The 25,232-nt window shown below is 37.4% G+C and carries 25 protein-coding genes; 4 read left to right on the top strand and 21 right to left on the bottom strand.

The features are described 5' to 3' along the window. Positions 1 to 200 precede the first annotated feature (200 nt). Positions 201 to 797, top strand: coding sequence for a class I SAM-dependent methyltransferase (locus JTI58_RS13500; protein WP_205441693.1), 597 nt, complete (start codon positions 201 to 203; stop codon positions 795 to 797). Between the two features lie 602 nt (positions 798 to 1,399). On the opposite strand, the gene JTI58_RS13495 is transcribed toward JTI58_RS13500, so the two are convergent. The 15 genes from JTI58_RS13495 to pdhA all read right to left on the bottom strand — a co-directional run bounded on the left by JTI58_RS13495 (position 1,400) and on the right by pdhA (position 16,312). Then, positions 1,400 to 2,077 (bottom strand): LrgB family protein, encoded by a 678-nt coding sequence (locus JTI58_RS13495; protein WP_205441691.1) that lies wholly within the window; start codon positions 2,075 to 2,077, stop codon positions 1,400 to 1,402. Continuing rightward, entirely contained in the window at positions 2,070 to 2,516 is a 447-nt protein-coding gene (locus tag JTI58_RS13490; protein ID WP_243456025.1) for a CidA/LrgA family protein, read from the bottom strand. The genes JTI58_RS13495 and JTI58_RS13490 overlap by 8 nt, the downstream gene beginning before the upstream one ends. Before the next feature lie 196 nt (positions 2,517 to 2,712). After that, positions 2,713 to 3,495 carry an SDR family NAD(P)-dependent oxidoreductase gene (locus JTI58_RS13485; RefSeq protein ID WP_205441681.1) on the bottom strand — a complete coding sequence of 261 codons (783 nt, stop codon included), beginning with the start codon at positions 3,493 to 3,495 and terminating at the stop codon, positions 2,713 to 2,715. Positions 3,496 to 4,253: 758 nt separating this feature from the next. Next, positions 4,254 to 5,066: an ABC transporter ATP-binding protein gene (locus JTI58_RS13480; protein ID WP_205441679.1), complete on the bottom strand. Its 813-nt coding sequence runs from the start codon at positions 5,064 to 5,066 to the stop codon at positions 4,254 to 4,256. Next, complete coding sequence (locus JTI58_RS13475; protein ID WP_205441677.1) at positions 5,063 to 6,064, bottom strand: FecCD family ABC transporter permease; 1,002 nt, start codon at positions 6,062 to 6,064, stop codon at positions 5,063 to 5,065. Before JTI58_RS13475 ends, JTI58_RS13480 begins: the two co-directional genes overlap by 4 nt. A gap of 14 nt (positions 6,065 to 6,078) precedes the next feature. After that, a complete protein-coding gene (locus tag JTI58_RS13470; protein WP_205441675.1) occupies positions 6,079 to 7,251 on the bottom strand; it encodes an ABC transporter substrate-binding protein in 1,173 nt (390 codons plus the stop codon). Then, positions 7,224 to 7,826, bottom strand: a complete 603-nt coding sequence (locus JTI58_RS13465) for a hypothetical protein (RefSeq protein ID WP_205441673.1) — start codon at positions 7,824 to 7,826, stop codon at positions 7,224 to 7,226. Before JTI58_RS13465 ends, JTI58_RS13470 begins: the two co-directional genes overlap by 28 nt. Further along, entirely contained in the window at positions 7,823 to 8,455 is a 633-nt protein-coding gene (locus JTI58_RS13460) for a hypothetical protein (RefSeq protein WP_205441671.1), read from the bottom strand. The genes JTI58_RS13465 and JTI58_RS13460 overlap by 4 nt, the downstream gene beginning before the upstream one ends. Before the next feature lie 190 nt (positions 8,456 to 8,645). Then, complete coding sequence (locus JTI58_RS13455) at positions 8,646 to 9,254, bottom strand: hypothetical protein (RefSeq protein ID WP_205441669.1); 609 nt, start codon at positions 9,252 to 9,254, stop codon at positions 8,646 to 8,648. Continuing rightward, positions 9,254 to 9,880: a phosphate starvation-inducible protein PhoH gene (locus tag JTI58_RS13450; protein ID WP_205441667.1), complete on the bottom strand. Its 627-nt coding sequence runs from the start codon at positions 9,878 to 9,880 to the stop codon at positions 9,254 to 9,256. The genes JTI58_RS13455 and JTI58_RS13450 overlap by 1 nt, the downstream gene beginning before the upstream one ends. A 427-nt stretch (positions 9,881 to 10,307) precedes the next feature. After that, positions 10,308 to 11,195: a LysR family transcriptional regulator gene (locus tag JTI58_RS13445; RefSeq protein WP_205441665.1), complete on the bottom strand. Its 888-nt coding sequence runs from the start codon at positions 11,193 to 11,195 to the stop codon at positions 10,308 to 10,310. A gap of 214 nt (positions 11,196 to 11,409) precedes the next feature. Further along, positions 11,410 to 12,825: a dihydrolipoyl dehydrogenase gene (lpdA, locus tag JTI58_RS13440; RefSeq protein ID WP_004224738.1), complete on the bottom strand. Its 1,416-nt coding sequence runs from the start codon at positions 12,823 to 12,825 to the stop codon at positions 11,410 to 11,412. A gap of 5 nt (positions 12,826 to 12,830) precedes the next feature. After that, positions 12,831 to 14,168 (bottom strand): dihydrolipoamide acetyltransferase family protein, encoded by a 1,338-nt coding sequence (locus JTI58_RS13435; protein ID WP_205441663.1) that lies wholly within the window; start codon positions 14,166 to 14,168, stop codon positions 12,831 to 12,833. A 47-nt stretch (positions 14,169 to 14,215) separates the two neighbouring features. Beyond that, entirely contained in the window at positions 14,216 to 15,193 is a 978-nt protein-coding gene (locus JTI58_RS13430) for an alpha-ketoacid dehydrogenase subunit beta (RefSeq protein ID WP_205441661.1), read from the bottom strand. Between the two features lie 3 nt (positions 15,194 to 15,196). Next, a complete protein-coding gene (pdhA, locus tag JTI58_RS13425; RefSeq protein WP_205441659.1) occupies positions 15,197 to 16,312 on the bottom strand; it encodes a pyruvate dehydrogenase (acetyl-transferring) E1 component subunit alpha in 1,116 nt (371 codons plus the stop codon). Positions 16,313 to 16,705: 393 nt separating this feature from the next. Here pdhA and def point away from each other — a divergent pair, with 393 nt between their 5' ends. Further along, a complete protein-coding gene (gene def, locus JTI58_RS13420) occupies positions 16,706 to 17,263 on the top strand; it encodes a peptide deformylase (RefSeq protein ID WP_205441657.1) in 558 nt (185 codons plus the stop codon). Between the two features lie 41 nt (positions 17,264 to 17,304). Here the strand turns inward: def and phnX are convergent, their stop codons facing one another. From phnX to JTI58_RS13395, 5 genes are read right to left on the bottom strand one after another with little or no spacing between them, the layout of a single operon-like run. Beyond that, complete coding sequence (gene phnX / locus JTI58_RS13415) at positions 17,305 to 18,117, bottom strand: phosphonoacetaldehyde hydrolase (protein WP_205441656.1); 813 nt, start codon at positions 18,115 to 18,117, stop codon at positions 17,305 to 17,307. Beyond that, entirely contained in the window at positions 18,107 to 19,207 is a 1,101-nt protein-coding gene (phnW, locus tag JTI58_RS13410; RefSeq protein WP_205441654.1) for a 2-aminoethylphosphonate--pyruvate transaminase, read from the bottom strand. Before phnW ends, phnX begins: the two co-directional genes overlap by 11 nt. A gap of 13 nt (positions 19,208 to 19,220) precedes the next feature. Then, the gene (locus tag JTI58_RS13405; RefSeq protein ID WP_205441652.1) at positions 19,221 to 20,207 is read right to left on the bottom strand and encodes an extracellular solute-binding protein; all 987 of its coding nucleotides are present in this window, start codon (positions 20,205 to 20,207) and stop codon (positions 19,221 to 19,223) included. Then, a complete protein-coding gene (locus JTI58_RS13400; protein ID WP_205441650.1) occupies positions 20,204 to 21,835 on the bottom strand; it encodes an ABC transporter permease family protein in 1,632 nt (543 codons plus the stop codon). The genes JTI58_RS13405 and JTI58_RS13400 overlap by 4 nt, the downstream gene beginning before the upstream one ends. Then, entirely contained in the window at positions 21,828 to 22,580 is a 753-nt protein-coding gene (locus tag JTI58_RS13395; protein WP_205441648.1) for an ABC transporter ATP-binding protein, read from the bottom strand. Before JTI58_RS13395 ends, JTI58_RS13400 begins: the two co-directional genes overlap by 8 nt. Before the next feature lie 145 nt (positions 22,581 to 22,725). Between JTI58_RS13395 and JTI58_RS13390 the strand changes: the two genes are divergently transcribed. Beyond that, the gene (locus JTI58_RS13390) at positions 22,726 to 23,493 is read left to right on the top strand and encodes a DeoR/GlpR family DNA-binding transcription regulator (RefSeq protein WP_243456020.1); all 768 of its coding nucleotides are present in this window, start codon (positions 22,726 to 22,728) and stop codon (positions 23,491 to 23,493) included. A gap of 320 nt (positions 23,494 to 23,813) precedes the next feature. Here JTI58_RS13390 and JTI58_RS13385 read toward each other — a convergent pair whose 3' ends face one another. Next, positions 23,814 to 24,584, bottom strand: a complete 771-nt coding sequence (locus JTI58_RS13385) for a Cof-type HAD-IIB family hydrolase (RefSeq protein WP_205441646.1) — start codon at positions 24,582 to 24,584, stop codon at positions 23,814 to 23,816. Between the two features lie 436 nt (positions 24,585 to 25,020). Between JTI58_RS13385 and JTI58_RS13380 the strand changes: the two genes are divergently transcribed. Then, positions 25,021 to 25,230, top strand: a complete 210-nt coding sequence (locus tag JTI58_RS13380) for a DNA-dependent RNA polymerase subunit epsilon (RefSeq protein WP_205441644.1) — start codon at positions 25,021 to 25,023, stop codon at positions 25,228 to 25,230. Positions 25,231 to 25,232: the final 2 nt, after the last annotated feature.

The raw sequence follows: 25,232 nt of genomic DNA, 5'->3' as shown, positions 1-25,232 counted from the left end.
ACATAGAAGTGAGTAGATCTGAATATGGAAATTATACTCACTAAAAACCTTTTCGTTCTGAGTGAATTGTGGTTATTCTCTCCATTACATAATAGATAGTAATTGAATATTATGTGAGAATTTTTTTCATTTTCACAACGATTAGTTGCTTTTACAATATCTCTACTATTATCTACAATAAAGAAAAGGGAGTGAGCTAAATGAATACATGGGATCAACGTTTTCAAAGTACAGAATATGTCTATGGAGAACATCCAAATGCCTTTATTCAAGATTATGTATATTATTTGAAGGATTACCCTACTATCGCTGCTTATGCAGAGGGTGAAGGACGTAATGCTGCTTTTTTAGCCTCAGAGGGACATACTGTCACTGCCTATGATTATGCACAAAGTGGTCTTCAAAAAACTGAACAATTAGCATTGAAACACGATGTTACAGTTCAAACTGTGCTAGCCGATTTACTGCTGGATGAGCTTCCTGTGAATAAATATGATGCAGCTATTATGGTATTTGGACATTTTCCAGTCATGCAACAACGAACTGTTATACAAAAAATTATCGATTCAGTCAAACCAGGAGGACGAATCATGATGGAGTTATATTCCATTTATCAACTCCCGTATGCCTCAGGTGGTCCACAGCAGCTTGATTTTTTATATAACCCTTTAAATGTCCTGGAATGGTGTCAAACACATAAAATAATCCATTTTTTTACAGGTGAACAGATTCGACATGAAGGAACGCTACACACAGGACTAGCCCATACCATTCAATTGGTTATTGAAAAAAGCTAAAGGAGTTGTCTCAAATAGTTTTTGAGACAACTCCTTTTTATTGTTGAAAAACAAAACTGTCAATTGAAAGGTAGAAATGGATTTCCGTTGCAGGCTACTTGCTTTCCTGTGGGCGAGCGCCGAATCGCTTCCTCCGCTACCGCTCCGTTTAGAGTTTTGCCTGTCTCGCTATCCCACGGGAGTCAAGTAGCCTTCCACTTCAACCCACTGACTTTTTAGCAAAGGTTTTCAAATAAAGTGAAGGTGTTCACTACTCTTTATGAAGAGGTGTTGTCACGCATCACTTCTCCACATTGAAAATAAGAGCCTATCCCCTCTAAGAATACAAATAATGGGCGATTTAATTGCTATGCTACTATGAAAAAAAGTAAAGACACTTTGCAGAATGGTTGATTGGAGTGGAGCCAGCGTTACTCCTAGGGGATTGAGCGTCACAGAGGAGACCCTGGAGCGAACGGAAGTGAGTGAAGCGGTTCATCGGACGCCCCCTGGAAAGGACGCTGGCGGAACGGAAATCAACCCCTCACCTTGCAAAGTTGCTTTTTCTGCCGTTGACATCATCTTTTTTCAACAACTCCTTTTTACACGAAGCGACAATTGTATTATAAAAATAAATATACAAATAAAGGACAGAAGAATGCTCCGATAATAGCCGTTAAGCCCATCGATAAGGAACCAACTGATAATTCCTGTTCCCCATATTCTCTTAATTTTACAAGACCTACGCCATGTGAAGAACTACCTACTGCCACACCTCTACTAACAGCAGAGTCGATTTTGCCATACTTAATGACTAATGGTCCGATAATGGCCCCTACAAACCCCGCAATCATGACAAAAACAGCTGTTAAAGGGGGAATGCCACCAATCGTTTCGCTCACTTGCATCCCAACAGGCGTTGTTAACGATTTAGGTAAGGCCGTCAGCATCCAGCTAGATGTTACACCAATCCATTTTAGTAACACAAAAATGGTTACCAAGCCTGTTATCATGCCGATTAAAAGCCCTGATAAAATAGAATACTTATATTTCATAATAATGGCTCGTTGATTATAGAGAGGATATGCAAGTGCCACAACAGCTGGCCCAAGCATTTTCTGAAGCCATTCTCCACCTTCCATATAAGTTGTATATGGAATATCAAAAACAAGTAAGATCACTGCACTGACAATCGTAGTGGTGACCAAAGGAATCATGATAGGATGAGGAAATCGTTGATAGAGCTTTGTAAATAAAATGAATAGGATAATGGTGCTAAGAACAACAAGTACTTCAATCAACAGTTAACTCCCCCTTTCCTTCTTCCACCGTAGTTTTCGAGCTTTCTTTTTTCGCTATTTCTCTTTTTTCAATGAGTTGTGTCAGCAATCCTGTAACATAGATAGAGATTAACGTACTAACAATAACTGCTAAAATAATAAGCAGACCAGTGATTGTCATGAGTTCTGGGTAATCAATAACACCTACAGTTGCTGGAATGAAAAACAACGTTAAGATGCCAATTAAAAAGCCCGCTCCATCTTGTATATATTCGACCTTAATTAGTTTAAAATTGAGTGAAAGTGCTAATAACAGTAATCCAATGACGCTTCCAGGAAGAGGAATGTGCAAATAAGAAACAATGCCTACCCCCATATAATAGAAAATAGTAAGTATGCCAATTTGAACAATAATTCGAATAACTCGTAACAACAATGCAGCAAAATTTTCGTTCAACATTTCGCCACTTTTCACCCCCTATATCGTTCATTCTACATCTGTAGGAATTTTCTGTCTATTATAATTTTAGAAAAACAATAGAAAAGAAGAAAGCGCAAGGCTTTCTTCATAATCAATAAGATACATATAGAGATTGTCTTATCATATTTTAATTGGCAATCATTAAAATTTCTTTTCTTCAAAAATATTAGCCTCTTTATAATGCGTGACCAGAGCCACCATCAATATTAACAGCAGTTCCTGTAACATAACTTGCCGCATCAGATACTAAAAAAGTGATAACGTTTGCGGCTTCTTGCGTATCACCTACACGACCAAGTGGAATAGCTTGCCCCACTTTACGAGAATATTCTTCCCACGATAAATTTGGTTCTTCCTTTTTCCATTTCTTTTCGATTTGATCACTACGAATAAGTCCTATACATACAGAGTTTACTCGAATATTATCCTTCCCTAAATCCTTGCTCATCGCTTTTGTCAAGGCAAGCCCCGCAGCACGACTCACAGTAGTAGGAAGTGAGCTTGCAGGTGGAGTTTTAGCCATCACGGCTGTCACATTAACAATTGCACCGCCCCCAGCCTTACGCATATATGGCGCAGCATATTTTGAACAATGAATAGCTCCAAATACCTTTAAATCTAAATCTGCTTGCCACAGCTCACTACTCACCGATTCAAAGGGATTTGCTGAAGCTGTACCCGCATTATTAATAAGTATATCAACACGTCCATAATGTTCGATAGTACGCTCAATTAGATACTTACAATCTTTTTCTTTTGTAATATCAGTTGGAACAATTAAAACATCTACGCCTGTTTCATTTTTTATACATCCAGCAGCCACTTGCAGCTGTTTTTCCCCACGTGCGCATAGAACAACCTGTGCCCCCTCTTTGACAAGCTGCATGGCCGTGTAATAGCCAATTCCTTTACTCGATCCTGTTATAATTGCTACTTTCCCTGTTAAATTAAGCTCCATTATGAAATCCTCCCTTACTTTCTACAATGCTATCATTATAGCATTTATCGATTATTCAGAATAATCAAAGGAGCTTGTAAATGATAGAAATAATATTTGAAGCCAATACCACTACCAAATCTTTCCCATCAATAATTGCTTACCATTTTCTTTGTAACCTTTTCTGTAGCTGACTCACGCATCAAGCAAATACAGTAAAATAGCTAAAAAGCATGTAGTTAGAATACCACTACATGCTGAAAAAAGATGATGTCAACGGTAGAAAAAGCAACTTTGCAAGATGTGAGGTTGATTTCCGTTCCGCCAGCGTCCTTTCCAGGGGGCGTCCGATGAGCCGCTTCACTCACCTACGTTCGCTCCAGGGTCTAATCTGTGACGCTAAATCCCCTAGGAGTAACGCTGGCTCCACTCCAATCAACCATTCTGCAAAATGTCTTTACTTTTTTCATACTAGTATAGCAATCAAATCACCATTATTTGTATTCTTAGGGGGATAGGATTTTTATTTTCAATGTGGAGAAGTAATGCGTGACAACACCTCTTCATAAAGAGTAGTGAACACCTTCACTTTATTTGAAAACATTTGCTAAAAAGTGGGTTGGAGTTGAGGGCTACTTGACTCCCATGAGATAGCGAGACAGGCGAGCAAGTAGCCTGCAACGGAAATCCATTTCTACCTTTCAATTGACTATTTTGTTTTTCAACACTAAAAAGCATGTAGTTAGAAAACAACTACATGCTGACTATCATTTTCGTTCTTATTTTTCTGCACCTAATGCACGTGGCACCATCGTTTCTACTACATAATTCTCTTCCTCATATAGTATTTTTTTTAGCTCTATACCAAAAAACGACTGCATTCTCTCCTCCGTCATTATTTCATGTACAGTACCATATACAACATCCTTATCCTTTGCCGTCATTAGAACCCGATCAGCTAAATAAAAGGCATGATTAGGATAATGCGTGTTAATAATACAAGAAATGCCACGCTCTCTTGCTAATTGCTTAATTGTTTGTAAAATAATAATTTGTTTTTGAATATCCAAATGGGACTCGGGTTCATCTAAAATAAGTATTTCTGGATCGGCAACCAATGTACGTGCTATTAAAGCTAATTGTAACTCCCCACCACTTACCTCATTACATGATTTTTTGGCTAAATGGACAATACCAATTGTATCTAGTGCCAAATGTGCCGCTTCTAAATCTTTTTTTGATGGTTGGGCTAATGTACTAATAAAAGGGGCTCGTCCCATTACAACAAGCTCTTCTATTGTAAAACCAAATACCATTTTATGAGCTTGCGGTACATAGCCAATACGTTGCCAAAGCTCCTTACGCTTGACAGTAGACAATGGCTTGCCATCTATATAGGTTTCTCCCTGCTTCCACTCTAGTAATCCTGTAATACATTTAAGCATTGTTGTCTTTCCAGCACCATTAGGACCAAGAATAGCCATAATCTGTCCTGGTTCCAGTGTAAAATTAATATTGTTCATATAAAGATTTTGAGATTTCTTATGACGCTTTTTATAATAAAAATTGCCATTTTTCACTTCAATTATCACGCCCATCCACCTCCAGATTTACGCAGTAAATAAGCAAAGAATGGTGCGCCTATAATCGCTGTTAAAATGGATAAAGGTATTTCTGTTGCTGTTATAGAACGTGCTAAATTATCAATTACTAACAAATACATACTTCCTATAGCAATCGACATTGGTAGCACATGCTGATTATTATTCCCCACAAGCATACGAGCAACATGTGGGATAATTAAACCAACCCAGCCTACAATTCCTGCAACCGCAACAGATACCGCAGTAATCAATGTAGCACCGAAGATAATCATCCATTTTAAAGGAACTACGGAAATTCCCATTGATTTTGCCTCATCCTCTGGGAGGGTTAAAATATTTAATCGCCACCTTAGGAAATAAAGTATTAACATACCGATAATAATCAATGGTCCGCCTATATATAAATCTTTATAAGTAACTGTTCCTAAGCTTCCCATCAGCCAATAGGTAATGGCAGGTAGCTTTTCTTCTGGATCAGCTACAAATTTAGTTAACGAAATAAGCGCATTAAACAGTGCCGATGTAATAACACCCGCTAAGACAAACATAAATATAGGGGCATTTTTGCGTGCGCCGGCAATTAAAAATGTAAAGCCAATGGCACCTAATCCAAAAAGCAATGCCATTATCTGTGTAGCAAAATTTTGCCCAAACAATAATATTCCAAGAGAAGCACCAAAGCCAGCTCCCGCAGAAACACCTAAAATATCTGGTGATACTAGGGGATTACCAAACATTCCTTGAAAGCTAGCACCTGCAATAGCCAAACCTCCACCAATTAACAATGCGAGAAGAATACGTGGCAAGCGAATATTGATAATAACCGTTTCTTCCATCTCTGTCCATGTCGGTTCTATAGGGAAAATCTGTGAAGCAAGAATTTTTAATATCTGCTCGATGCCAACTTCAAAGCGTCCTACACCAAGGGAAATGATGGCAATTACCAGGGGTAGGAACCATATAATAATCTTTTTCCAGTTTTGCATTTACCAATCATTCCTTAATATTTAGCTGCTTCTGATGATGGATTTAAAATAGCTTGAATATCTTCATCTGTCACATCAAATTCATAAAAATCTTTGTAATATGCTTTAATTTCGTCCTCTATTTTATAATCAAATAATGTAGGATGATTTTTTTGCGCTAACCACTTTAACATTAATGGGGCGTCACCACTAGGTGGGAACCAGCGATAAATCCCTAATGGTATCTTATAAACTTTACCCTCCTGTACTGCCTTTACCTGACTCCAATCCTGTCCATCTACCTTGTTTTCAAGTAGATCAGCTGGTTGTGTTTCTGTAAAATTGGTAATAAAAATAATATCAGGATTCCAAGCATAAATTTGCTCCATATTCACTTCTTTTTGCCCTTGTATATCATTTTCAGCTACATCAATTGCTCCAGTCGCATTGAGCCATTGGTTACCAAAGAAGTTTTTCCCTCCAATTGTAATCGACTTTTCATTATGCCTAAACAACATCATTGCACGAGGCTTGTCTTTTTCTTCGATTGCTTTTAATTTTTCATCTAATTGAGCTTGTACTTTTTTCCCTTCCTCTAGGAAGCGATTGGCACGTTCTGTTGTACCAGTTATTTGGCTTGTTACTTCTAACCAACTATTAAATGTAGCTAATGGCTCTGCCGCAGCCGCATCAATTGCCTTGAGTGCCACTACTGGAATGCCTGCTTCAGTTACTTTATTAATCGATTTCTCATCTGTTGCAATCTCAATATATAATTGTGGATTTACTTTCATTAATTCTTCTACATTGACTTCACCATTCTGAATAAATGACGTATCAGCCTTTAAAACATCTGGAGACATTTTACCTAGCATCGAATGTTTTGCTGCATTATACGAATTTGGATGCATACCAACAATTTCCTTTGTAGAATTTGTTGCTACATACCAAGTAGAGAAGTATGGAAGAATGCCTCCCGTTACAACACGCTCAATCGAGTTTGGTACTGTTACTTCACGTCCTAATTGGTCAACTACAAGCTTTTCTTCCTTAGTCGTTTGCAACTCTGATGATTGTTCCTCCACCTCAGGCTCAGTTTTATTTTGCGTCTCTTCTTTGTCATTATTACAAGCTGCCAGCAACATTGTTAGTGCTGCAGCAGCGACAAGTCCATACTTTTTCAATGTTTTTCTTCCTCTCTTAACCATTTTGCAATCCCATGTAAAAACGGCTTTGATTGATCAATAAAACCTAATCCGATATGAAACATCGGATCAAGTGTAGTGACAACTAGTTCTCCATTAAAGCTCACATTATCCACATAAAATAACGATCGTCCATTTGGAATATCTAATAACGATTGCGCTCCTTGTGGCGGTAAAAAAGAACCGTGATAATGCCATTTCATATCATGTAATGTGACGTATTTGAAAAGTGGATGCACATTATTTTGCATTTTCATCGGTAAATCACCGCCATCTCTCACCCACCAACTAAAATTGACTTCAGAATCTTCCCAATCAATTGTCGGAAACCAGCAATCCAATATTTCACCAAAAATAATCAGTCTTTTGCCAGCATTAATAAATTTCAGTAATTGTGACTGATACCGTTTTAAAGAACGGATATCTAAGCGACAAGATAGAATAAGTGTGTCATACTTTGTTAAATCATATTGATGCAAGTGGCGAATATGTAGCACTTCATCATATAAATAATGAAATTCTTGCTCTGCAAAAAAACGATTTTGAAATGGTAAGCCATTCGTCACAATCCCTATCATTCGCCCATACCTCCACTTGCATAATTGCGGTTAGCTTCCTCACGAATACAATCTAGCATTTGCATACTAAGCTTTTTCGATGTATTTTCTTCATTAATAAAAACCTTGTAAATATCGGTGCCTGCTCCTGCAAAAATGGTGCCATTTGTTGAATGTCGGTCAACATAAAGTATTGGTACACCGCTTTGATCTGTAATTAACACTTCCGCATGTGCGGGTACTTTTTCAAAATAACCACGAGAAAAGAAGCCCCGTACACCTTTTCGATAATTAATATCATAGGGCTCTATCCCTTTAAATAAAGAACAATTAGATTGCTCAATCATAATTTCACGATCTTTCAATGGAATAGGAGAGCGCTTCCAATTAGCTACATTTGCTAACCATGGCAAGGATATTTCTGTCAGTGAAAAGATCACACCACCGTGTAGCAAATATTCATCTAAAATCGTTTTATGTTCTAGTAGAAATTGTTCTTCTACATGATTTGTGATAATTATTCCTGCATAGGCTGTTAAATCAACAGAGGGTAAATCATATAAATATAAAAATACTAAGCCACGCTCACGATCCTCATCTGTTAATCGAGTAAATTGAATATCAATGCCAACATAAGCAATAGGTTCCACTAGTTCTCCTACTTTCTTTTATCAAAAAATTTCCTTATCAAAGACGAGAAATTTCAAATTTAGTCCAATATCCACAAGTTTGTTTTTTCTACACTATGTACGGCAATCTTTCCTGTCAAAGCCTTGAACCAACATACTGCTTGCGTCTCAAATAGAGCTATTAGTAATCATTTTGCGCATTTAGCGTTCCTTATATCTGCCCTTTCTTTAGCCAAGGTAAAAATCCCTGTAAGAACCGTTCCGTTGCCGGCATAAAATAAGAGCCAAAATGATAATCTGGATCCAATGTTGTATTGACCCAAACCCCATTTGTGTTCACTCGATCAATATATAAAACGGCACCACCATCATCTGTCGATACTAATACTTCGCAGCTCTCACTTGGCCAGTACACACCATGTTGATGCCAAGTTGCATCCTCCAATGTAAGATAACTCTTAAATAAATCATTCGTTGCCTCTACTAAACGCAAGCCACTATCAGCATTAGGTTCTAGCCACCACCAAAAATTAGTTGGTCTTAATTCCCAGTTATGCATCGGCAACCAATCTCGATGCTGCGGGCCAAATGTGACCACTACTTTCCCTGTATTCGCAAAATCATAGATCTTTTGAATGTTTTTATCTAATAATCCTGTATGTGTTTGAGAAGGGATGATTAATACATCAAAAGCGTCTAAATTTTCTTCCTCTAACTGACGCACTGGAATCAATTGATCGATATACTGAGCGAATTCAGATGTCTTATATGTACGCCAATGTTGTGAACTACCACTATACATAACAGCTATTTTACGCACTACTTGACACTCCTTTCCGCTAAATACTTGTATTCATCCTGTATCCATTGCATTAGCTGTGTAGGAATACGATTGGTCGTTTTTGATATTGACGGTGTCATGCCTCCAATATTAAAGAGATTATTACCTGCATGCATAAAAATGGTCCCATTTGTTGAGCTTCGATCAATAAATGTCACAGGCTCACCGTCTGGCAAAGTTAATAATATCTCTGCCTCTGCTGGTGCTGGATGATGTCCACGAGCAAAAAACCCTTTCACACCTTTATTTATTGTCATATCTTCTTCCCTTACACCTGCAAAAATTCCGTGTTGTTTCGCAATAGAGATGTCATAATCCCAATGATTTCGAATCTCCTTTGCGATAAAAGCCTGCTGTCCTGGTAACCAATCTGTGACTAAGTTACCGAAGAAGCATACAATCTTATTATTTGCCAAAAAATCAGCGATAATTTGTTTCTTTTCTTGCAAAAATTCTTGATCAACAAATCCTAAAATCACCATACATTTATAAGAAGATAGCTCAATATTCGGTAAATCATACATATCTACTATTTCAAAATTTTCATCTGCTTTGCCTTGAGAAAAAATATTACATGGATGAACTACAATATAATCTTTTGACATCTTCATACCTCCTTGCATTTCGAACTATATCATCACTGATAACGATTATCAATATCATGTAAGGTGTAGTATTTTAATTTTCTCTGACCGCTTATCAGTTTTTCTCAAATTATAAAAATCTCCAATTGTACTATTACATTTTCTTATAGAATGCTATAAACCTACAAATTAAGGATGATATTCTACCAGAAATGATCCTTGGAATTCATCGCAGAAAAGCGATATAAATTCCTCCAAGTGCTACCATATTACTGACATAGAGGCTCAATTAAGATAAAAAAACCAAACAATGGCGAAACAGTAAATAAAAGCTTCGTATATTGCTTGGATTAATTTAGCAAATATTTTATTTTAATGAATATAATGGTAAAAATGAATATAATAGAAGAAACACCATAAAGGATTTAACTACCTTTATAAGTTTAACTTACCTGACAGACTCCATCTTCAATTTCTTCTTTAAACGTTCACAAAATGCTTGTTCTTGCTCATTTAAAATTTGGTTACGGTTAAATACAATACCATTTTTTCGTTTAATAGATAGACCTTTCACATATTTAAACGTTAATTTATCTAAGCTATCCTCTATTGATTTATAAGGTAAAAAAGATACGCCCATACCCTGCTGTACAGCCTTTTTAATAATTTCAAAATTAGTCATCTGTATATAATAAACAGGTACTTCCTTCTGATGTAAAGCTTGTTTAATATGCTGATTCAAATAAGAACTTTGAGACAATAGCATCGATAGGTTTTTCAAATCTCTTGTATAAATGATTTGACGACTTGCTAAAGGATGATCATTTGTCATCACTAATACTAATTCTTCCTCAAATAAAATATCTATATCAAATGACTCGTGAACAATCGTATCAGCATCATAAATCGGCATCACGGCAAATTTAGCATGGTTTTCTACTAAACTACTTTTTAAATCTTCATAGCAATAGCTATTAATTTCATAGGGATATTGTTTATATGTGCTATTATTTTTATCAAATAGCTCGTCAAAAAAGCTATCGGCAATATAGTGACTTATATATAATTTGATATTTTCCTGTTGTGTCTGCTTTACTGCTCTTCGCAATTGTTGATCCATTTCCTGCATTTTTTGCGCATAAGCCAACACAATTTCGCCTTGTGTAGTTAATTTAATTTGCCGTTGTTTCCTTGAGATTAGCTGGCAGCCTAATTCATTTTCCAATTGCTGAATGTGCTGAGAAACTGTCGGTTGGGAACAAAACATATGCTTTGCTGTTTCAGTAAATGATTTGTGTTGTGCTAATAAAATAAATGTTCGATAGCGCTCATTCATCGTAACCCATTCCTTTATATATAATTGATAATTATTATCAATTATAATACTATCTTTTATGCATAAAGTAAAATGTAATATCTTTAGGGGGCAACATCTTCAAGTTATTACCTTTTATTCAACGACAATCTGCATTTAATAAAACAATTGCTAGTAAAAAAGGAGTGTAGATAAGCGAATGAACATCCGCTTTTTCTACACTCCTTTATTCATATTATTTTTTCGCTACAATGTGGATTGGGTTGCCAAGTAATACTTCAGCAGTTTCCATTGTAATTTCACCTAATGTTGGGTGAGCATGAATTGTTAAAGCGATATCTTCAGCAGTCATGCCGCCTTCAATCGCTAAGCCCATTTCAGCGATCATATCAGATGCACCAGCACCTACGATTTGAGCACCAATTAATAAACCATCTTCTTTACGAGCAACAAGCTTCACGAAACCTTCTGATTGGTTTAATGCAAGAGCACGACCGTTTGCTGCGAATGGGAACTTCGCTGCAGTGTATTCAATGCCTTCTGCTTTCGCTTGTTCTTCGTTGTAACCAACTGTCGCCATTTCTGGATCTGTGAAGCATACAGCAGGTACAGCAAGATAATCAACAACTGATTTTTCACCAGCAATCGCTTCAGCAGCAACTTTACCTTCGTAAGATGCTTTATGTGCAAGCTGAGGACCTGCAACAATATCACCAATTGCATAGATGTTTGGAATATTTGTACGACATTGTTTGTCAACATTGATTAGACCACGTTCACCGAATTCAACTCCGATTTCAGCAAGGCCCATTTCATCTGTATTTGGACGACGACCTACAGTAACTAATACATAATCAGCTTCAACTTTTTTCTCTTCTCCGCCAACTTCATAAGTTACGACTACGCCGTTTTCAGTTTCTTCAACGCCTTTTGCAGATGCGTTAACTTCAATTTCAACGCCTTTCTTTTTAAGGCCTTTTTTCACGATTTGCGTCATTTGTTTTTCGAAGCCAGCTAAAATATCTTTTCCGCCTTCAATAATTGTTACTTGAGAGCCAAGGTTTGCGTAAGCTGATCCTAGCTCTGTACCAATATAACCTCCACCGATAACAACTAATTTACCAGGAACTTCTTGTAAAGAAAGTGCACCAGTAGAATTTAGTACGCGATCAGTGAATTTGAATGTTGGAATTTCAACTGGACGAGAACCTGTTGCAATAATGACATTGTTAAATGTGTAAGTTTGAGCAGATTCACCATTGATGATACGCACTGAATGAGCGTCAACGAAATAAGCTTCACCTTGTACAATTTCAACTTTGTTGCCTTTAAGTAAGCCTTCAACACCGCCAGTTAATTTTTTAACAACGCTGTCTTTAAATGCTTGTGCTTTTGAGAAGTCTAATTTCACATCAGAAGCGATGATTCCCATGTCATCTGAATGTTTAGCTTGCTCAAAACGGTGACCTACTGAAATTAATGCTTTTGATGGAATACAACCTACGTTTAAGCACACACCACCAAGTACATTTTTTTCAACGATTGTTACTTTTTGGCCAGTTTGAGCTGCACGAATTGCTGCTACATATCCTCCAGGACCTGAACCAATGACAAGAGTATCTGTTTCGATTGGGAAATCTCCTACTACCATTTTTGTTACGCCTCCATTAATAATAATTCTGGCTCACTTAACAAACGCTTTAAGTGATTTAAAGCATTTTGCGCAGTGGCTCCATCGATCATACGATGATCAAAGCTCAATGATAATGCTAACACAGGTGCGGCTACAATTTCACCATTTTTTATTACAGGTTTTTCTGAAATTCGACCAATACCTAGAATTGCTACTTCAGGATGATTAATAACTGGTGTGAACCATTGTCCTCCTGCAGAGCCAATATTCGTAATGGACATAGAAGCACCTTTCATTTCATGTGGCGCTAGTCTGCCTTCACGGGCTTTCGTCGCTAACTCATTGATTTCATTAGACACTGCAAATACAGATTTACGATCTGCATGCTTAATAACTGGTACTAGTAAGCCTCTTTCCGTATCTGCTGCAATACCGATATTGTAGTAATGCTTTTGGATAATTTCTTGTGTTGCATCATCTAAAGAGCGGTTAAATTCTGGGAACTCGCGTAAAGTTGAAATAAGTGCTTTCACTACATATGGTAAGTATGTTAATTTAACACCTTTTTCAGCAGCGATATCTTTGAATTTTTTACGATGTGCTACAAGAGCCGTTACATCGACTTCATCCATTAGTGTAACATGTGGAGCTGTTTGTTTCGAGTGTACCATTGCTTTAGCAATCGCTTTTCGAATACCTGACATTTTCTCACGAGTCTCTGGGAAATCCCCTTCAAGAACTACTGGTGCTGCTGGTGTAGACGTTTCTTGTTGAACTGTTTCTTCTGATGTTTCGACATTTGTAGTTTCTACCTCTACAGTGCCGCCACCTTTTAAGAAGTTTTCAATATCTTCTTTTAAGATTCGACCGTTTTTACCTGTACCCTTCACTTCACGGATATTCACATCGTTATCACGGGCAAATTTACGTACAGAAGGCATTGCGATTACGCGTTTTGTTTCATCAACCACTGTCTCCACTTTTTCTGGAGCTTTTTCTGGTGCCTTTTCCTCTTTAGCAGGAGCTTTCTCTACGTTCTGACCAGATTCAGCAGTTGCTTGAACTTGTGCCTCTGTTTTCGCTTCAGCATGATCGTCACCTTTTAGCTTTAAGTCTTCATAGCCAGGCGCATCCAATCGGATTAAGACATCGCCAACGACGGCAACTGTTCCTTCTCCTACTAAAACTTCCTCTACTGTTCCTTCAACTGGTGAAGGGATTTCTACTACCGCTTTATCATTTTGTACTTCACAAAGAATATCGTCTTCTTTTACTGTATCTCCAGCTTTAACGAACCATTTCACAATCTCGCCTTCGTGAATACCCTCGCCAATATCCGGTAATCTGAATTCAAATGCCATGTGTACCCATCCTTTCTAGTTACTGTTGTTCAAGTTTAGAAGCTTTATTAGAATGTTAAAACTTTTTTCGCTGTTTCCATTACATCTTTGTAGTTTGGTAACCAAACACCTTCAGCTTGTGGGAATGGGTACACAGTATCTGGTGCAGCCACACGAAGAACAGGAGCCTCTAAGCTTAAAATTGCGCGCTCTGTAATTTCTGCTACTACGTTTGCAGCGATACCTGCTTGTTTTTGAGCTTCTTGGACAACGATTACACGACCTGTTTTTTCAACTGATGCGATAATTGTTTCCACATCGATTGGTTGAATTGTACGTAAGTCAATTACTTCTACAGAATGTCCTTCTTTTTCTAGTTCTTCTGCAGCCTTTAAGCTTTCATGAACCATTAAACCGTAAGCAACGATTGTTAAATCAGTACCTTCACGTTTTACATCCGCTTTTCCTAGTGGAATTTCGTATGCTTCTTCAGGCACTTCTTCACGGAATGAACGGTATAATTTTAAATGTTCTAAGAAAATAACTGGGTTGTCATTACGAATAGAAGAAATAAGTAAACCTTTTGCATCATATGGTGTTGATGGAACAACAACTGTTAATCCTGGTTGTGCTGTCATTAAGCTTTCTAAGCTATCTGAGTGCATTTCAGGCGTATGCACACCACCACCAAATGGTGAACGGATTGTTACTGGTGCATTGTATACGCCACCACTACGGTAGCTCATACGTGCTAATTGGCCACTGATTGAATCCATTACTTCATAAACGAAACCGAAGAATTGAATTTCAGGAACTGGACGGAATCCTTGAAGAGAAAGACCGACTGCTAAGCCACCAATACCTGATTCTGCTAATGGTGTATCAAAAACGCGGTCAACCCCAAATTCTTTTTGTAGGCCTTCTGTCGCGCGGAATACCCCACCGTTGACACCTACATCTTCCCCGAATACAAGAACGTTTTCATCATTCTTTAATTCTGTGCGAAGTGCATCTGTAATTGCTTGAATCATCGTCATTTGTGCCATAGGTTATTTCGACTCCTTCTCTTTATAGATTTCATACTGTTCTTTTAGATTAGATGGCATTTCGCCTTTATACATATTTTCCATTAACTCTGTTACTTTTTGTTTTGGAGCAGCATCTGCTTTTTTGATTGCTTCTTTAATTTCTTCTTTTGCTCGCTCAATTACTGCTTCTTCTTTCTTCTCATCCCATAAACCTTTTGCTTCTAGGTATTTACGGAAGCGAACTAGAGGATCTTTTTGAGCCCATTCATTATCTGTATCAGAAGTACGGTAACGAGTTGGGTCATCCCCAGCCATTGTATGAGGACCATAACGGTAACACATTGTTTCAATTAATGTTGGGCCTTCACCATTAACCGCGCGCTCACGAGCATCACGAGTTGCTACATAAACTGCAAGCGCATCCATTCCATCTACTAAAATACTTGGTAAGCCTGCTGCTACACCTTTTTGTGCAATTGTTTTAGCAGCTGTTTGTAATTCACGAGGTGTTGAGATTGCATATTGGTTATTTTGTACGATGAAGATTGCTGGAGATTTAAATGCACCTGCAAAGTTAATGCCTTCATAGAAGTCTCCTTGAGAAGAACCACCGTCACCTGTATAAGTTACTGCAACAGCTTTTTTCCCACGTTTTTTAATTCCAAGTGCTACCCCAGCAGCTTGAATATATTGCGCGCCGATAATAATTTGTGGAGCTAAAACGTTTACACCTTCAGGAACCTGATTCCCCATAAAGTGACCACGTGAGAATAAAAATGCTTTTTCAAGAGGTAAGCCATGCCATACAATTTGTGGTACATCACGGTAACCTGGTAAAATCCAATCTTCTTGTTCTAATGCAAAGTGAGAAGCAAGTTGTGAAGCTTCTTGACCAGCAGTCGGCGCATAGAAGCCTAAACGACCTTGACGGTTAAGTGAGATTGAACGTTGATCTAAAATACGTGTATAAACCATACGTGTCATTAGTTCAACTAGTTCCTCATCTGATAATTGTGGATCTGCCTCTTTATTTATAATTTCGCCTTCTTCATTCAAAATTTGAAACATTTCAAACTTATCTTCGATTTCAGTTAGCGTTTGTTTAGCATCAAAAATATTATTGTTTTTCTTGCTCATTTGTCACATCTCCCTTTCAGCTGTATTAAAATAAATCACCTTTTTAACTAGTACAACTTATTCTTGACACTCAGTATACTGAATAAAATACTGTCGGTCAATCATCTATTACTGCTCTATACAAAGATTTTTTCTAGAATAACAATCAAACATCGCTGTCCTATACTGTATTACTAATATTCAAAATCTGTATTACAACACCTTACTCACACCATACGACTCTTACGTTTTCCAACAGGTTTTCCCCTAGTAGAATACCCCATTCTGGAAAATCTAATAGCATTAGAAAAATTTTTTGAGTATATTCAAATAAGGTCTTTTTTCATGGGATTGTATGAAGACGTGATGTATAATTATTAGTAAGCACTACAAAGTTGAAAGGAAGATTACTATATGATTTTAATGGATGATATTATCCGCGAAGGTCATCCGACTTTACGCACAAAAGCAGAGGAAGTTAAATTCCCTTTAACTGATGAAACAAGAAAGCTTGCTCAGGATATGCTGCAATATTTAATCAACAGCCAAGATCCTGAAATGGCAGAAAAATATAATTTGCGTAGTGGCATTGGCTTGGCTGCTAATCAGGTAAATAGCTTACAGCGCATGTTTGCCCTTCATTTAAAAGATGAGGCTGGTGAACAATTAAGCTTTGTAGCCATTAATCCAAAGATTGTTAGCCACTCTGTTGAAAACACCTACCTATCAGCAGGTGAAGGATGTCTTTCTGTTGATCGTAATATTCCTGGGTATGTGCCGCGTCATGCGCGCATCACAGTAAAATTTAAAACAATTGATGGTGAAGAGAAAAAAATGCGTCTCAAAGGACTACCAGCTATTGCCTTTCAGCATGAGTTAGATCATTTGAACGGCGTGATGTTTTATGACCGTATCAATGAAAAAAATCCATTTGCTGATATACCTGATTCTATTCCCTATGAGCGCGACTAAAACAAGCCTCGGCAGTTACTACTATCTGCCGAGGCTTGTTTTTATTTGTATTCTAATTGTTTTTCCACATTTAAACGCGCATTGATCGTTTCAATTAACGCTGGCAGCTCTGCCATTGTTTCAATTGTATAATGAGCGCCAGTTTCTTCAAAAATACGTTTCGTGTTCGCTATTACTTGTTGCTGTTCTTCTGAAGACAGGGTATTGAATTCTTCTTCAGATAGTCCCATTTCTGAGCTTCCGATAATAACGCCAACAGCCCAAACACCTGCATTCAACGCTTCCTTTATATCAGAGGTAGTATCCCCAACCTTCACAACTTGCTTCGTTGCTTGCGATTCTAATGCCTCCATATTTTTGAAAATCATATATGGATATGGTCGCCCTTTATCGCCTACCTGTGTAGGTGTTACAAGAAAATCTGGTTGATAGCCCTTGTCAGCTGCATGCTTCGTTACTACTTCCATCATCGTATTTGTATAGCCGGTTGTAGAGCCAATTCGAATACCCGCTTCTCTTAATTGCTGTACCGTTGTTGTCACATGCTGGATAGGATCTGTGTAGGTCGCTAAAGACTCCATTAATTTTGTTTCGAAATGATTATACAATACATGTACATCTTCTTCCGTAAAGGATTGTCCATGTACCCTATGCCATTCTTCTTTAATTCTTGGCATTTCTAGCATGGTGCGGATATGATCAATTTTCAGCATACCCATTGGTTTTCGAGCCTCTTCGAGTGTAACGGTGACACCAGCATCTTCAAAAATCGTTAAAAAAACATTTACAGGGGCAAAACAACCAAAGTCAACTGCTGTTCCTGCCCAGTCCAAAATAACCGTCTCAATTTTCATTGTTTTTCACCACCATATAATTTTCAATAACTTCACATAACGTAAGCATATCATCCTCATGAATATCACCAATATTGCCAATACGGAATGTATCGACATCCGTCAGCTTACCTGGATAGATAACGAAACCTGCCTTTTTCATTTCTTGATAAAAATGCTCAAAAGAAAACTCTTTATGCGGGAATAAAAATGTTGTGATAATTGGCGATTGCAGCTCTTCCGAAATATACGCTTTAAATCCCAGCACTGACAAGCGAGAGCGAAGTATATGATTATTATACGCATAGCGCTTATAGCGGGCATGAATGCCGCCTTCTTCAATCAACTCTTCAAGCGCCTTCGCGAAAGCCGCCACTACATGTGTAGGTGATGTGAAACGCCATTTCCCATCTTGCTTCATCACTTCCCATTGACTATACAAATCTAGTGCAACACTTCGAGCTTGTCCCTTACATTTTTCTAGTGCTCTCGTATTCGCAATAACAAACCCAAATCCTGGAACGCCTTGAATGCATTTATTGGCACTACTTATGCAAAAATCAATATGCAAGCCTGATAAATCCATTGGTACACCTCCAAAGCTACTCATGGCATCCACAATAAACGTTTTGTTGAACGAATGAACAACTTCTCCAATTTCTTTAATTGGATTTAAAATACCAGTAGTCGTCTCACAATGTACTACGGCTACATGTGTAATACTTGCATCTTTTTCAAGGAAGGCCTGAACCTCTAACGATGATGGCTGTTCATCATAAGGAACATGATAAACAATATGCTGTAACTTTAATACTTTGGCCATTTCAGCAATTCTTTCGCCATAAGCTCCATTTGTTAGTATTAGTACTTTATCATTTTCACCAATCGCTGTTGTTAGAACTGATTCTACGACAAAGCTTCCGCTTCCTTGCATAAGCACCGCTGTGTACTCAGACTCATCGACTTGTCCTAATTTTAAGAGCTGCTTACGAATCACTTGTGTCACATTTTTATAATCATCATCCCATGTACAACGGTCTTTTAACATTTCTAATTTAACCGCTTTCGTTGTTGTCAATGGCCCTGGTGTCAATAATTTATAGTTACTCATCTGCTATAGCTCCTTATCGCTGCGCTTCTTTAAAGAAGGCTTGGTGTTTTTCTAATAAATCTACGGTTAAGGTTGTATCCCATTTTTTCAAATAGGCTGGAACGTGCTCGTCTTTTACTTGTTCTCCTTCGTATAGAGCTACAGGATATTGCTCTAATAGACCATTGCGAGCCTCCGTTGCGATGACCTTTGCAATTTCTTTAGCTAACGCTTCATCACCTTCTTTATCTACAACTGCTACAGATTCCGTTAAAGTGAAATTTCCTTCTGTCGGGTCAATATAATCAATCGGCAACCCTTCATTTTTTGCATCAATAGCTTGGATACGTAAACCAAAGCCTGCTGCAACTTCTCCTGTTTTCACTTTTTTAATAGGACCAGAACCTGAACTTTCAATATGTGGCCCAGCATTTTTAATTAAATCTGCTAAAACCTTTTTCCCTTCCTCTTCACCATATTCCTTTATAATAGCTTGTACTAGAAGCCATCCTGTTGAGGAATCCATAATATTTGGGAATGACACTAAGTCCTTATAAGCAGGGTCTGTTAAATCCTTAATTGATTTTGGTATAGATAGACCTTTTTGTTGTAATACCTCTGTATTGATAAAGATAGAGCCAACATTACCTAAAATCGGCAGTGCATACGTAACTCCTCCATCCATCGGCTTTAAGTCAGAAGAAATATCTACAAACATGGCTTTAGAGGTTTGAGCACTTTCTATAAAATAGGAAGCCATTGTCACAACATCTGCTTCAATATCTGTCCCTTCTGCCATCATTTTGCCACCTAACTCAGAAGTACCGAATGATTGGATTAAATACTTACCTTGATAGCCCTTGTCATCCAATGTAGATTCCATCACTTCAATAGCTTCATCATCAGCATTTGAATAAATGATGACTTGCTCTTTGGAATCCGCTGCTGCCCCTCCACATGCAGCTAATACGACTGCTGCTGCACTAACTGTCCCTAACATCATGCCTGTTGACTTCTTCATTTTGAAATCTCCTCCACTTTTTCTTTATGTGCTGTTATATAATCACAACCTAATTTCACAATGAGGTTTGTACATAAAATAAATATCGATAGTACAAAAATATCGGTGTACTTTGCGAAATGCTGAAGCTCTTTTATCCGTGTCGATACAAGCATTGTCTTTGTGCTGACAAGGAAAATAACACCACTGACCGTGACCATCGCATTTAAAAAATAATAGCTGAACATTTGATAAATCGTTTGCCTAACATTCGGTAAAATGATTCGTACCACGGTTTTTAACCACGAATCCTTTAACAGCTCAGCTGTCACTTCCCAGGTAGGATCCATCTTCTGCAATGAATTTTTCGCCATTAAATAAGGTGTTGTAAAAAAATGGACAATATTACATGCGATAATGATAAAAAATGTACCTTTTAATGAACTTCCATTAAAGAAAAACAAGTAGGATAGTCCAAGCACCATTCCTGGTACTGTATTTGTGATCATAGATGCTATATCTAAGCTCTTTCTTCCTTTTAATGGTGTCCTTGCATTAAGAAGCGCTGACATAAATGTTATGCCCACACCAAGTACGGCTGTTAATAGCGCTACGATGAGAGAATTGATGTAAACCTTCGTTAAATCTTTCTCCGCAAGTACATTTTGAACATGCTCTAATGTAAAGCTAAAGTCATACGGATAACCTTTGGTAAAAGGCACAATAAACATGGTTGAAAAAATAATACATACAACTGTGACACAGACAATTGAATAAGTCGTAAAGAGCGCGTCACGTAAGCGATGCTTTACAAGTTCACTTTGCCCAACTTGTTTATATTGAAAATTGAAGCGCTCTAAAATCGTTAGCATGACAACCCCAAGTACAGCAGGTACTAGCATCAACACAGAGATCACTGCCCCACGCTCAAAATGGACAATGGAGCCTAGCATGGCTTGGTAAAGCTCAGTGGCAATCACTCTGTAATTTCCACCAACTGATGCAGGTATCCCAAAGTCTGTGAAGCTTAAAATAAATGTTAAAATAAATGCCCCACCAACAGTCCCTAACATAGGACGGAATACGGTATGATAAAAACGACGCAGTGGATGATCATGCATTAACATGGACACTAGTAAAAATCGTTTATCGATATATTGCATGGAATTTTGCATTAAAATAAAAGCAACTGGCAATGTGTATAATACGTAACCGAGCACCAAACCGTTATACCCATAGATTGTAAAAAGAGGCTGCCCCACTAATTTTGTTAGAATTCCTTGATTACCAAATGTATAAATCAATACAAATCCATAGGTGATGGTTGGCAGTAGCATAGGCAACGTAATTCCAATTTGCACTACCTTTTTTGTATGGCGGTGCATCGTTGTAAAATGAACAGCATACGCCAATAAAAAAGCTAAAATAGTTGTCACTACCGATGCTACAAAGGAAACTTTAAAGCTATTAATGAAAGCTTCACGAATTTCGATATTTTGTAAAGCCTCTATATAATTTTGAACAGTCACGACATTTCCTATTTTGAATGACTGCCAAAACATATAAAGCAAAGGCACAATTAAAAAGAATAGAAAAAATAGTAGAATCGGCAGAAAAATTAATTTCATCATTTTATTCGTTTTAAGCATATGTTTCTCCAAACAATTGATAGATGTTATGTCGCTTAATATGAAGCTGCCTTAATATGAAGTCCTCTATAAATTGATTTTTTGGCGCTGTTACGATTTCATGAGGTGTGCCAAATTGAGCAACTGTACCTTCATTAATAATCATGACTTTATCTGATAAGGTGAGGGCTTCTTCTGGATCATGTGTCACAATAATAGTCGTCAAATCAAATTCACGGGCGATGGATTTAATGCGCTCCTTTATCGATTCCTTAATGACGCCATCCAGTGCACTTAATGGTTCATCTAATAATAGAATTTTAGGTTGCATCACAAGTGTTCTTGCAATGGAAACACGCTGTTTTTGCCCACCAGACAATTCATGAATTTTTTTATGCAAATGTGGAGCTAGCTCTAAAAAATCAATGTATTCTTGTATCTCCTCTTTGGACATTTGCAAGTTTTTATTTTTTAATCCATAAATGATATTGTCGTATGCGTTTAAATGAGGAAATAACGCAAAATCCTGAAATACGATATTAAATCCTCTTTCTTGCATCGATTGCTTTGATATATCTTGTCCATTGTAGATAAGCTGACCAGCCGTTGGATCCGCGAGTCCTAAAATGATATTCAGCAAAGTAGTTTTACCGCAACCACTTGGCCCTAGTAACGAAATGATCTCACCTGATTCGATGGTTACGTTGATATCTACTAAAACTTTCTTATTTTTATAGCTTTTTGAGATATTTTTAAGCTCTAACAATTTGGTCACCTCTCTCAGTTCTTAGCTTTAGTATAGAGACCATTTGTAAAGGAAAATGCTTTTTTGTGTAAATGTTGAGTAAATTCTGACCAACTGTTGACAAAGTTATGATTACTTTGAGTAAATATCTAGTAGAGGTGATGAAATGTATATGATAGAAAGGCAACATCAAATTTTGCAGTTTGTACGTCAACATAAGGTAGTAAAATTAGTAACTCTCACGAAAGAGTTTAACGTTTCGATGGAAACGATCCGTCGTGATGTCCAACAGTTGATGCAAAACAAAAAAATTGAAAAGTTTTATGGAGGCGTTAAATATATTGAGCCAGTTGAGGGATTAATTGATCAACGACTTCACGAGCAGTTAGCAGAGAAGATTGCCATTGCCAAAGCATGTGCTTCGCTCGTTCAAGATGGGGAATGTATTTTCATTGATAGTGGAACAACTACCTATCAAATGACACCATTTTTATTGGACAAGGAAAAACTAACAGTAGTAACAAACTCACTACCTGTGGCATTCGATCTAATTGGCTCTAATATCGAGGTTATACTGCTTGGCGGTAAAGTTCGTCATTCTGAAAAATCAGTGACGTCGAATGAATTCTTATTTCGCTTTGAACACCTTAATATCAACAAAGCATTTATTTGTGCTAGTGGCGTCTCAATTGAGAAAGGTATATCTGATTTTAGCTTGGATGAAGCGATTACCAGAAAGCAAATAATATCCATCTCTCAAACAGTCTATGTCGCTACAGATTCCTCAAAATTTAATAAAGATGTAGCGATTCAGGTTTGTCCAGTGAATGACATAGATGTCATTATCACAGATGACGCACTACCTAAAAAAACGATTCAACATTTTGCAGATAATGGCGTTCCAATAAAAGTGGTCAACACAGTCGAGGATTAAAAAGCGCTGATGTTAAGAACAGATAGAGTATATTTGGCAAGGCGAGGGTTGATTTCCGTTCCGCCAGCGACACTCCAATCAACTATACGGGAGAAATATCGAGCAGTAGTGAATAAATAGCCCTTTATTTCAAATTTTAGGATATGCATTTATTTTTAACAGATTAATGACAACAACGTATACTAAAATGAGTAGTAAACAACTTTAAGTTAAGACTTATTGGAATGAAAGTCTTTTTCACCTTTCACACTAATGATTACTTTGTTTTTCAAAAAAATGAGCAACTAGTCGCGAAGTTGGCAACTAGTTGCTTCTTTATTTTAAATAATCGATAGCTTGCGCATTATTTTTGAGAGACCATCCTCATCTACATGGTCAGCAATATGATGAGCGACTGCCTTCACTCGCTCATGCCCATTCCCCATGGCAACACTTGTCCCTACAGCCTGCAGCATCTCAATGTCATTTATGCCATCTCCAAAAGCAAAGGCATCTTGTAAAGTGATGCCCATTTTTTCAAGCACCTTTTCAATACCAGCAGCCTTCGAACCTCCTTTAGGCAAAATATCACAAGAATAACGATGCCAACGTACAAATTGAACATTCGGAAATGTTTCATTATATAAAGGTTCATCTTTTTCTTCCATAAAAATAAGTGTTTGATATACATCGTTCTGCATATAATAAGATGAGTCTAATTCTGGATATGGATATTTAAGAGTGTCTAAGCTTTCAGCTACCATATGATGCTCGCCAACTGAGGCAATCATACGTTTATCATCTAAAAACACCACTGGTTCATTGCGGGCCTCACCAAAGGCAATGATATTAGCTAGCTCTTCCTTTGCAATCCCATTTGTATAGACAACCTCACCTTTATAGACAACATACTGTCCGTTGAAAGTAACATACGTATCGATCTCTAATTCTTCTAGTAGTGACTCAATCATAAATGGTGCTCGACCAGTAGCAATTGCCAATTCATAACCATTACGTCGTGCTGTCAAAAGCGCCTCTTTTGCAGATATAGGTAATTTTTTTTCACTGTTATAGAGAGTACCATCGACATCAAAAAATAAAATTTTTTTCATTCTATTAACCCTTTCCATAAATATTATCCTTTCAAGTTAAATGACTTTACATAGACAATAATTTTTATTATAATGATCCTAAGGAGTGATGTGCCATGCTGAAGAAACTCAAACGAAAATTGTTGAAGCAACTTCGTGGCGTACTCGGAAAAAAATCAATTGCCTAACATTTGCCCTTCATTATTTGAAGGGCTTTTCTTTATTTTAGAGGAACTGCGTGATAATATAAAGGAAATGCATTTATTTGGCTATACGCAACCACTGTCTCACTACTTTCTATACAATTTTATAACATAGTGCACATCTGAAGTATTGAGATACAAGTATTACAAACGTACATTTCTTCAATAAAAGAAATTCGTTGTTTTCTTGTAGCACGTGTGTGGTAGTAGTCAAAGGTGCAAGAAAATTGTACGCAATTAAAGGAGAGCAAACTATGATTTACAAAGTTTATTATCAAGAAAATGCAAATGAGATTCCAGTTCGCGAAAATACTAAAAGTCTATACCTTGAAGCTGCTTCAGAACGTGAAGTACGTGAAAAGCTAAAAGACCGTAACTACAACATCGAGTTCGTTCAACTGCTTGAAGGTAACTATTTAGAGTACGAACAAGCAAGCCCGAACTTCGTCTTGGAGGAAATTTAACA

This window comes from Lysinibacillus fusiformis (genome assembly GCF_016925635.1).
GTDB classification, from domain to species: Bacteria; Bacillota; Bacilli; order Bacillales_A; family Planococcaceae; genus Lysinibacillus; species Lysinibacillus fusiformis_F.
Note: the sequence above shows the minus strand (reverse complement) of the source record. Positions and strands in the feature narration are given on the sequence as shown.

What these genes read in the sequence shown, in the direction of transcription:
- JTI58_RS13500 (WP_205441693.1), top strand. Translation starts at nt 201, where the DNA reads ATGAATACATGGGATCAACGTTTTCAAAGTACAGAATATGTCTATGGA.
- JTI58_RS13490 (WP_243456025.1), bottom strand. Translation starts at nt 2,516, where the DNA reads ATGTTGAACGAAAATTTTGCTGCATTGTTGTTACGAGTTATTCGAATT.
- JTI58_RS13485 (WP_205441681.1), bottom strand. Translation starts at nt 3,495, where the DNA reads ATGGAGCTTAATTTAACAGGGAAAGTAGCAATTATAACAGGATCGAGT.
- JTI58_RS13475 (WP_205441677.1), bottom strand. Translation starts at nt 6,064, where the DNA reads ATGCAAAACTGGAAAAAGATTATTATATGGTTCCTACCCCTGGTAATT.
- JTI58_RS13470 (WP_205441675.1), bottom strand. Translation starts at nt 7,251, where the DNA reads ATGGTTAAGAGAGGAAGAAAAACATTGAAAAAGTATGGACTTGTCGCT.
- JTI58_RS13465 (WP_205441673.1), bottom strand. Translation starts at nt 7,826, where the DNA reads ATGATAGGGATTGTGACGAATGGCTTACCATTTCAAAATCGTTTTTTT.
- JTI58_RS13450 (WP_205441667.1), bottom strand. Translation starts at nt 9,880, where the DNA reads ATGTCAAAAGATTATATTGTAGTTCATCCATGTAATATTTTTTCTCAA.
- JTI58_RS13445 (WP_205441665.1), bottom strand. Translation starts at nt 11,195, where the DNA reads ATGAATGAGCGCTATCGAACATTTATTTTATTAGCACAACACAAATCA.
- lpdA (WP_004224738.1), bottom strand. Translation starts at nt 12,825, where the DNA reads ATGGTAGTAGGAGATTTCCCAATCGAAACAGATACTCTTGTCATTGGT.
- JTI58_RS13435 (WP_205441663.1), bottom strand. Translation starts at nt 14,168, where the DNA reads ATGGCATTTGAATTCAGATTACCGGATATTGGCGAGGGTATTCACGAA.
- JTI58_RS13430 (WP_205441661.1), bottom strand. Translation starts at nt 15,193, where the DNA reads ATGGCACAAATGACGATGATTCAAGCAATTACAGATGCACTTCGCACA.
- pdhA (WP_205441659.1), bottom strand. Translation starts at nt 16,312, where the DNA reads ATGAGCAAGAAAAACAATAATATTTTTGATGCTAAACAAACGCTAACT.
- def (WP_205441657.1), top strand. Translation starts at nt 16,706, where the DNA reads ATGATTTTAATGGATGATATTATCCGCGAAGGTCATCCGACTTTACGC.
- phnX (WP_205441656.1), bottom strand. Translation starts at nt 18,117, where the DNA reads ATGAAAATTGAGACGGTTATTTTGGACTGGGCAGGAACAGCAGTTGAC.
- phnW (WP_205441654.1), bottom strand. Translation starts at nt 19,207, where the DNA reads ATGAGTAACTATAAATTATTGACACCAGGGCCATTGACAACAACGAAA.
- JTI58_RS13405 (WP_205441652.1), bottom strand. Translation starts at nt 20,207, where the DNA reads ATGAAGAAGTCAACAGGCATGATGTTAGGGACAGTTAGTGCAGCAGCA.
- JTI58_RS13400 (WP_205441650.1), bottom strand. Translation starts at nt 21,835, where the DNA reads ATGCTTAAAACGAATAAAATGATGAAATTAATTTTTCTGCCGATTCTA.
- JTI58_RS13390 (WP_243456020.1), top strand. Translation starts at nt 22,726, where the DNA reads ATGTATATGATAGAAAGGCAACATCAAATTTTGCAGTTTGTACGTCAA.
- JTI58_RS13385 (WP_205441646.1), bottom strand. Translation starts at nt 24,584, where the DNA reads ATGAAAAAAATTTTATTTTTTGATGTCGATGGTACTCTCTATAACAGT.
- JTI58_RS13380 (WP_205441644.1), top strand. Translation starts at nt 25,021, where the DNA reads ATGATTTACAAAGTTTATTATCAAGAAAATGCAAATGAGATTCCAGTT.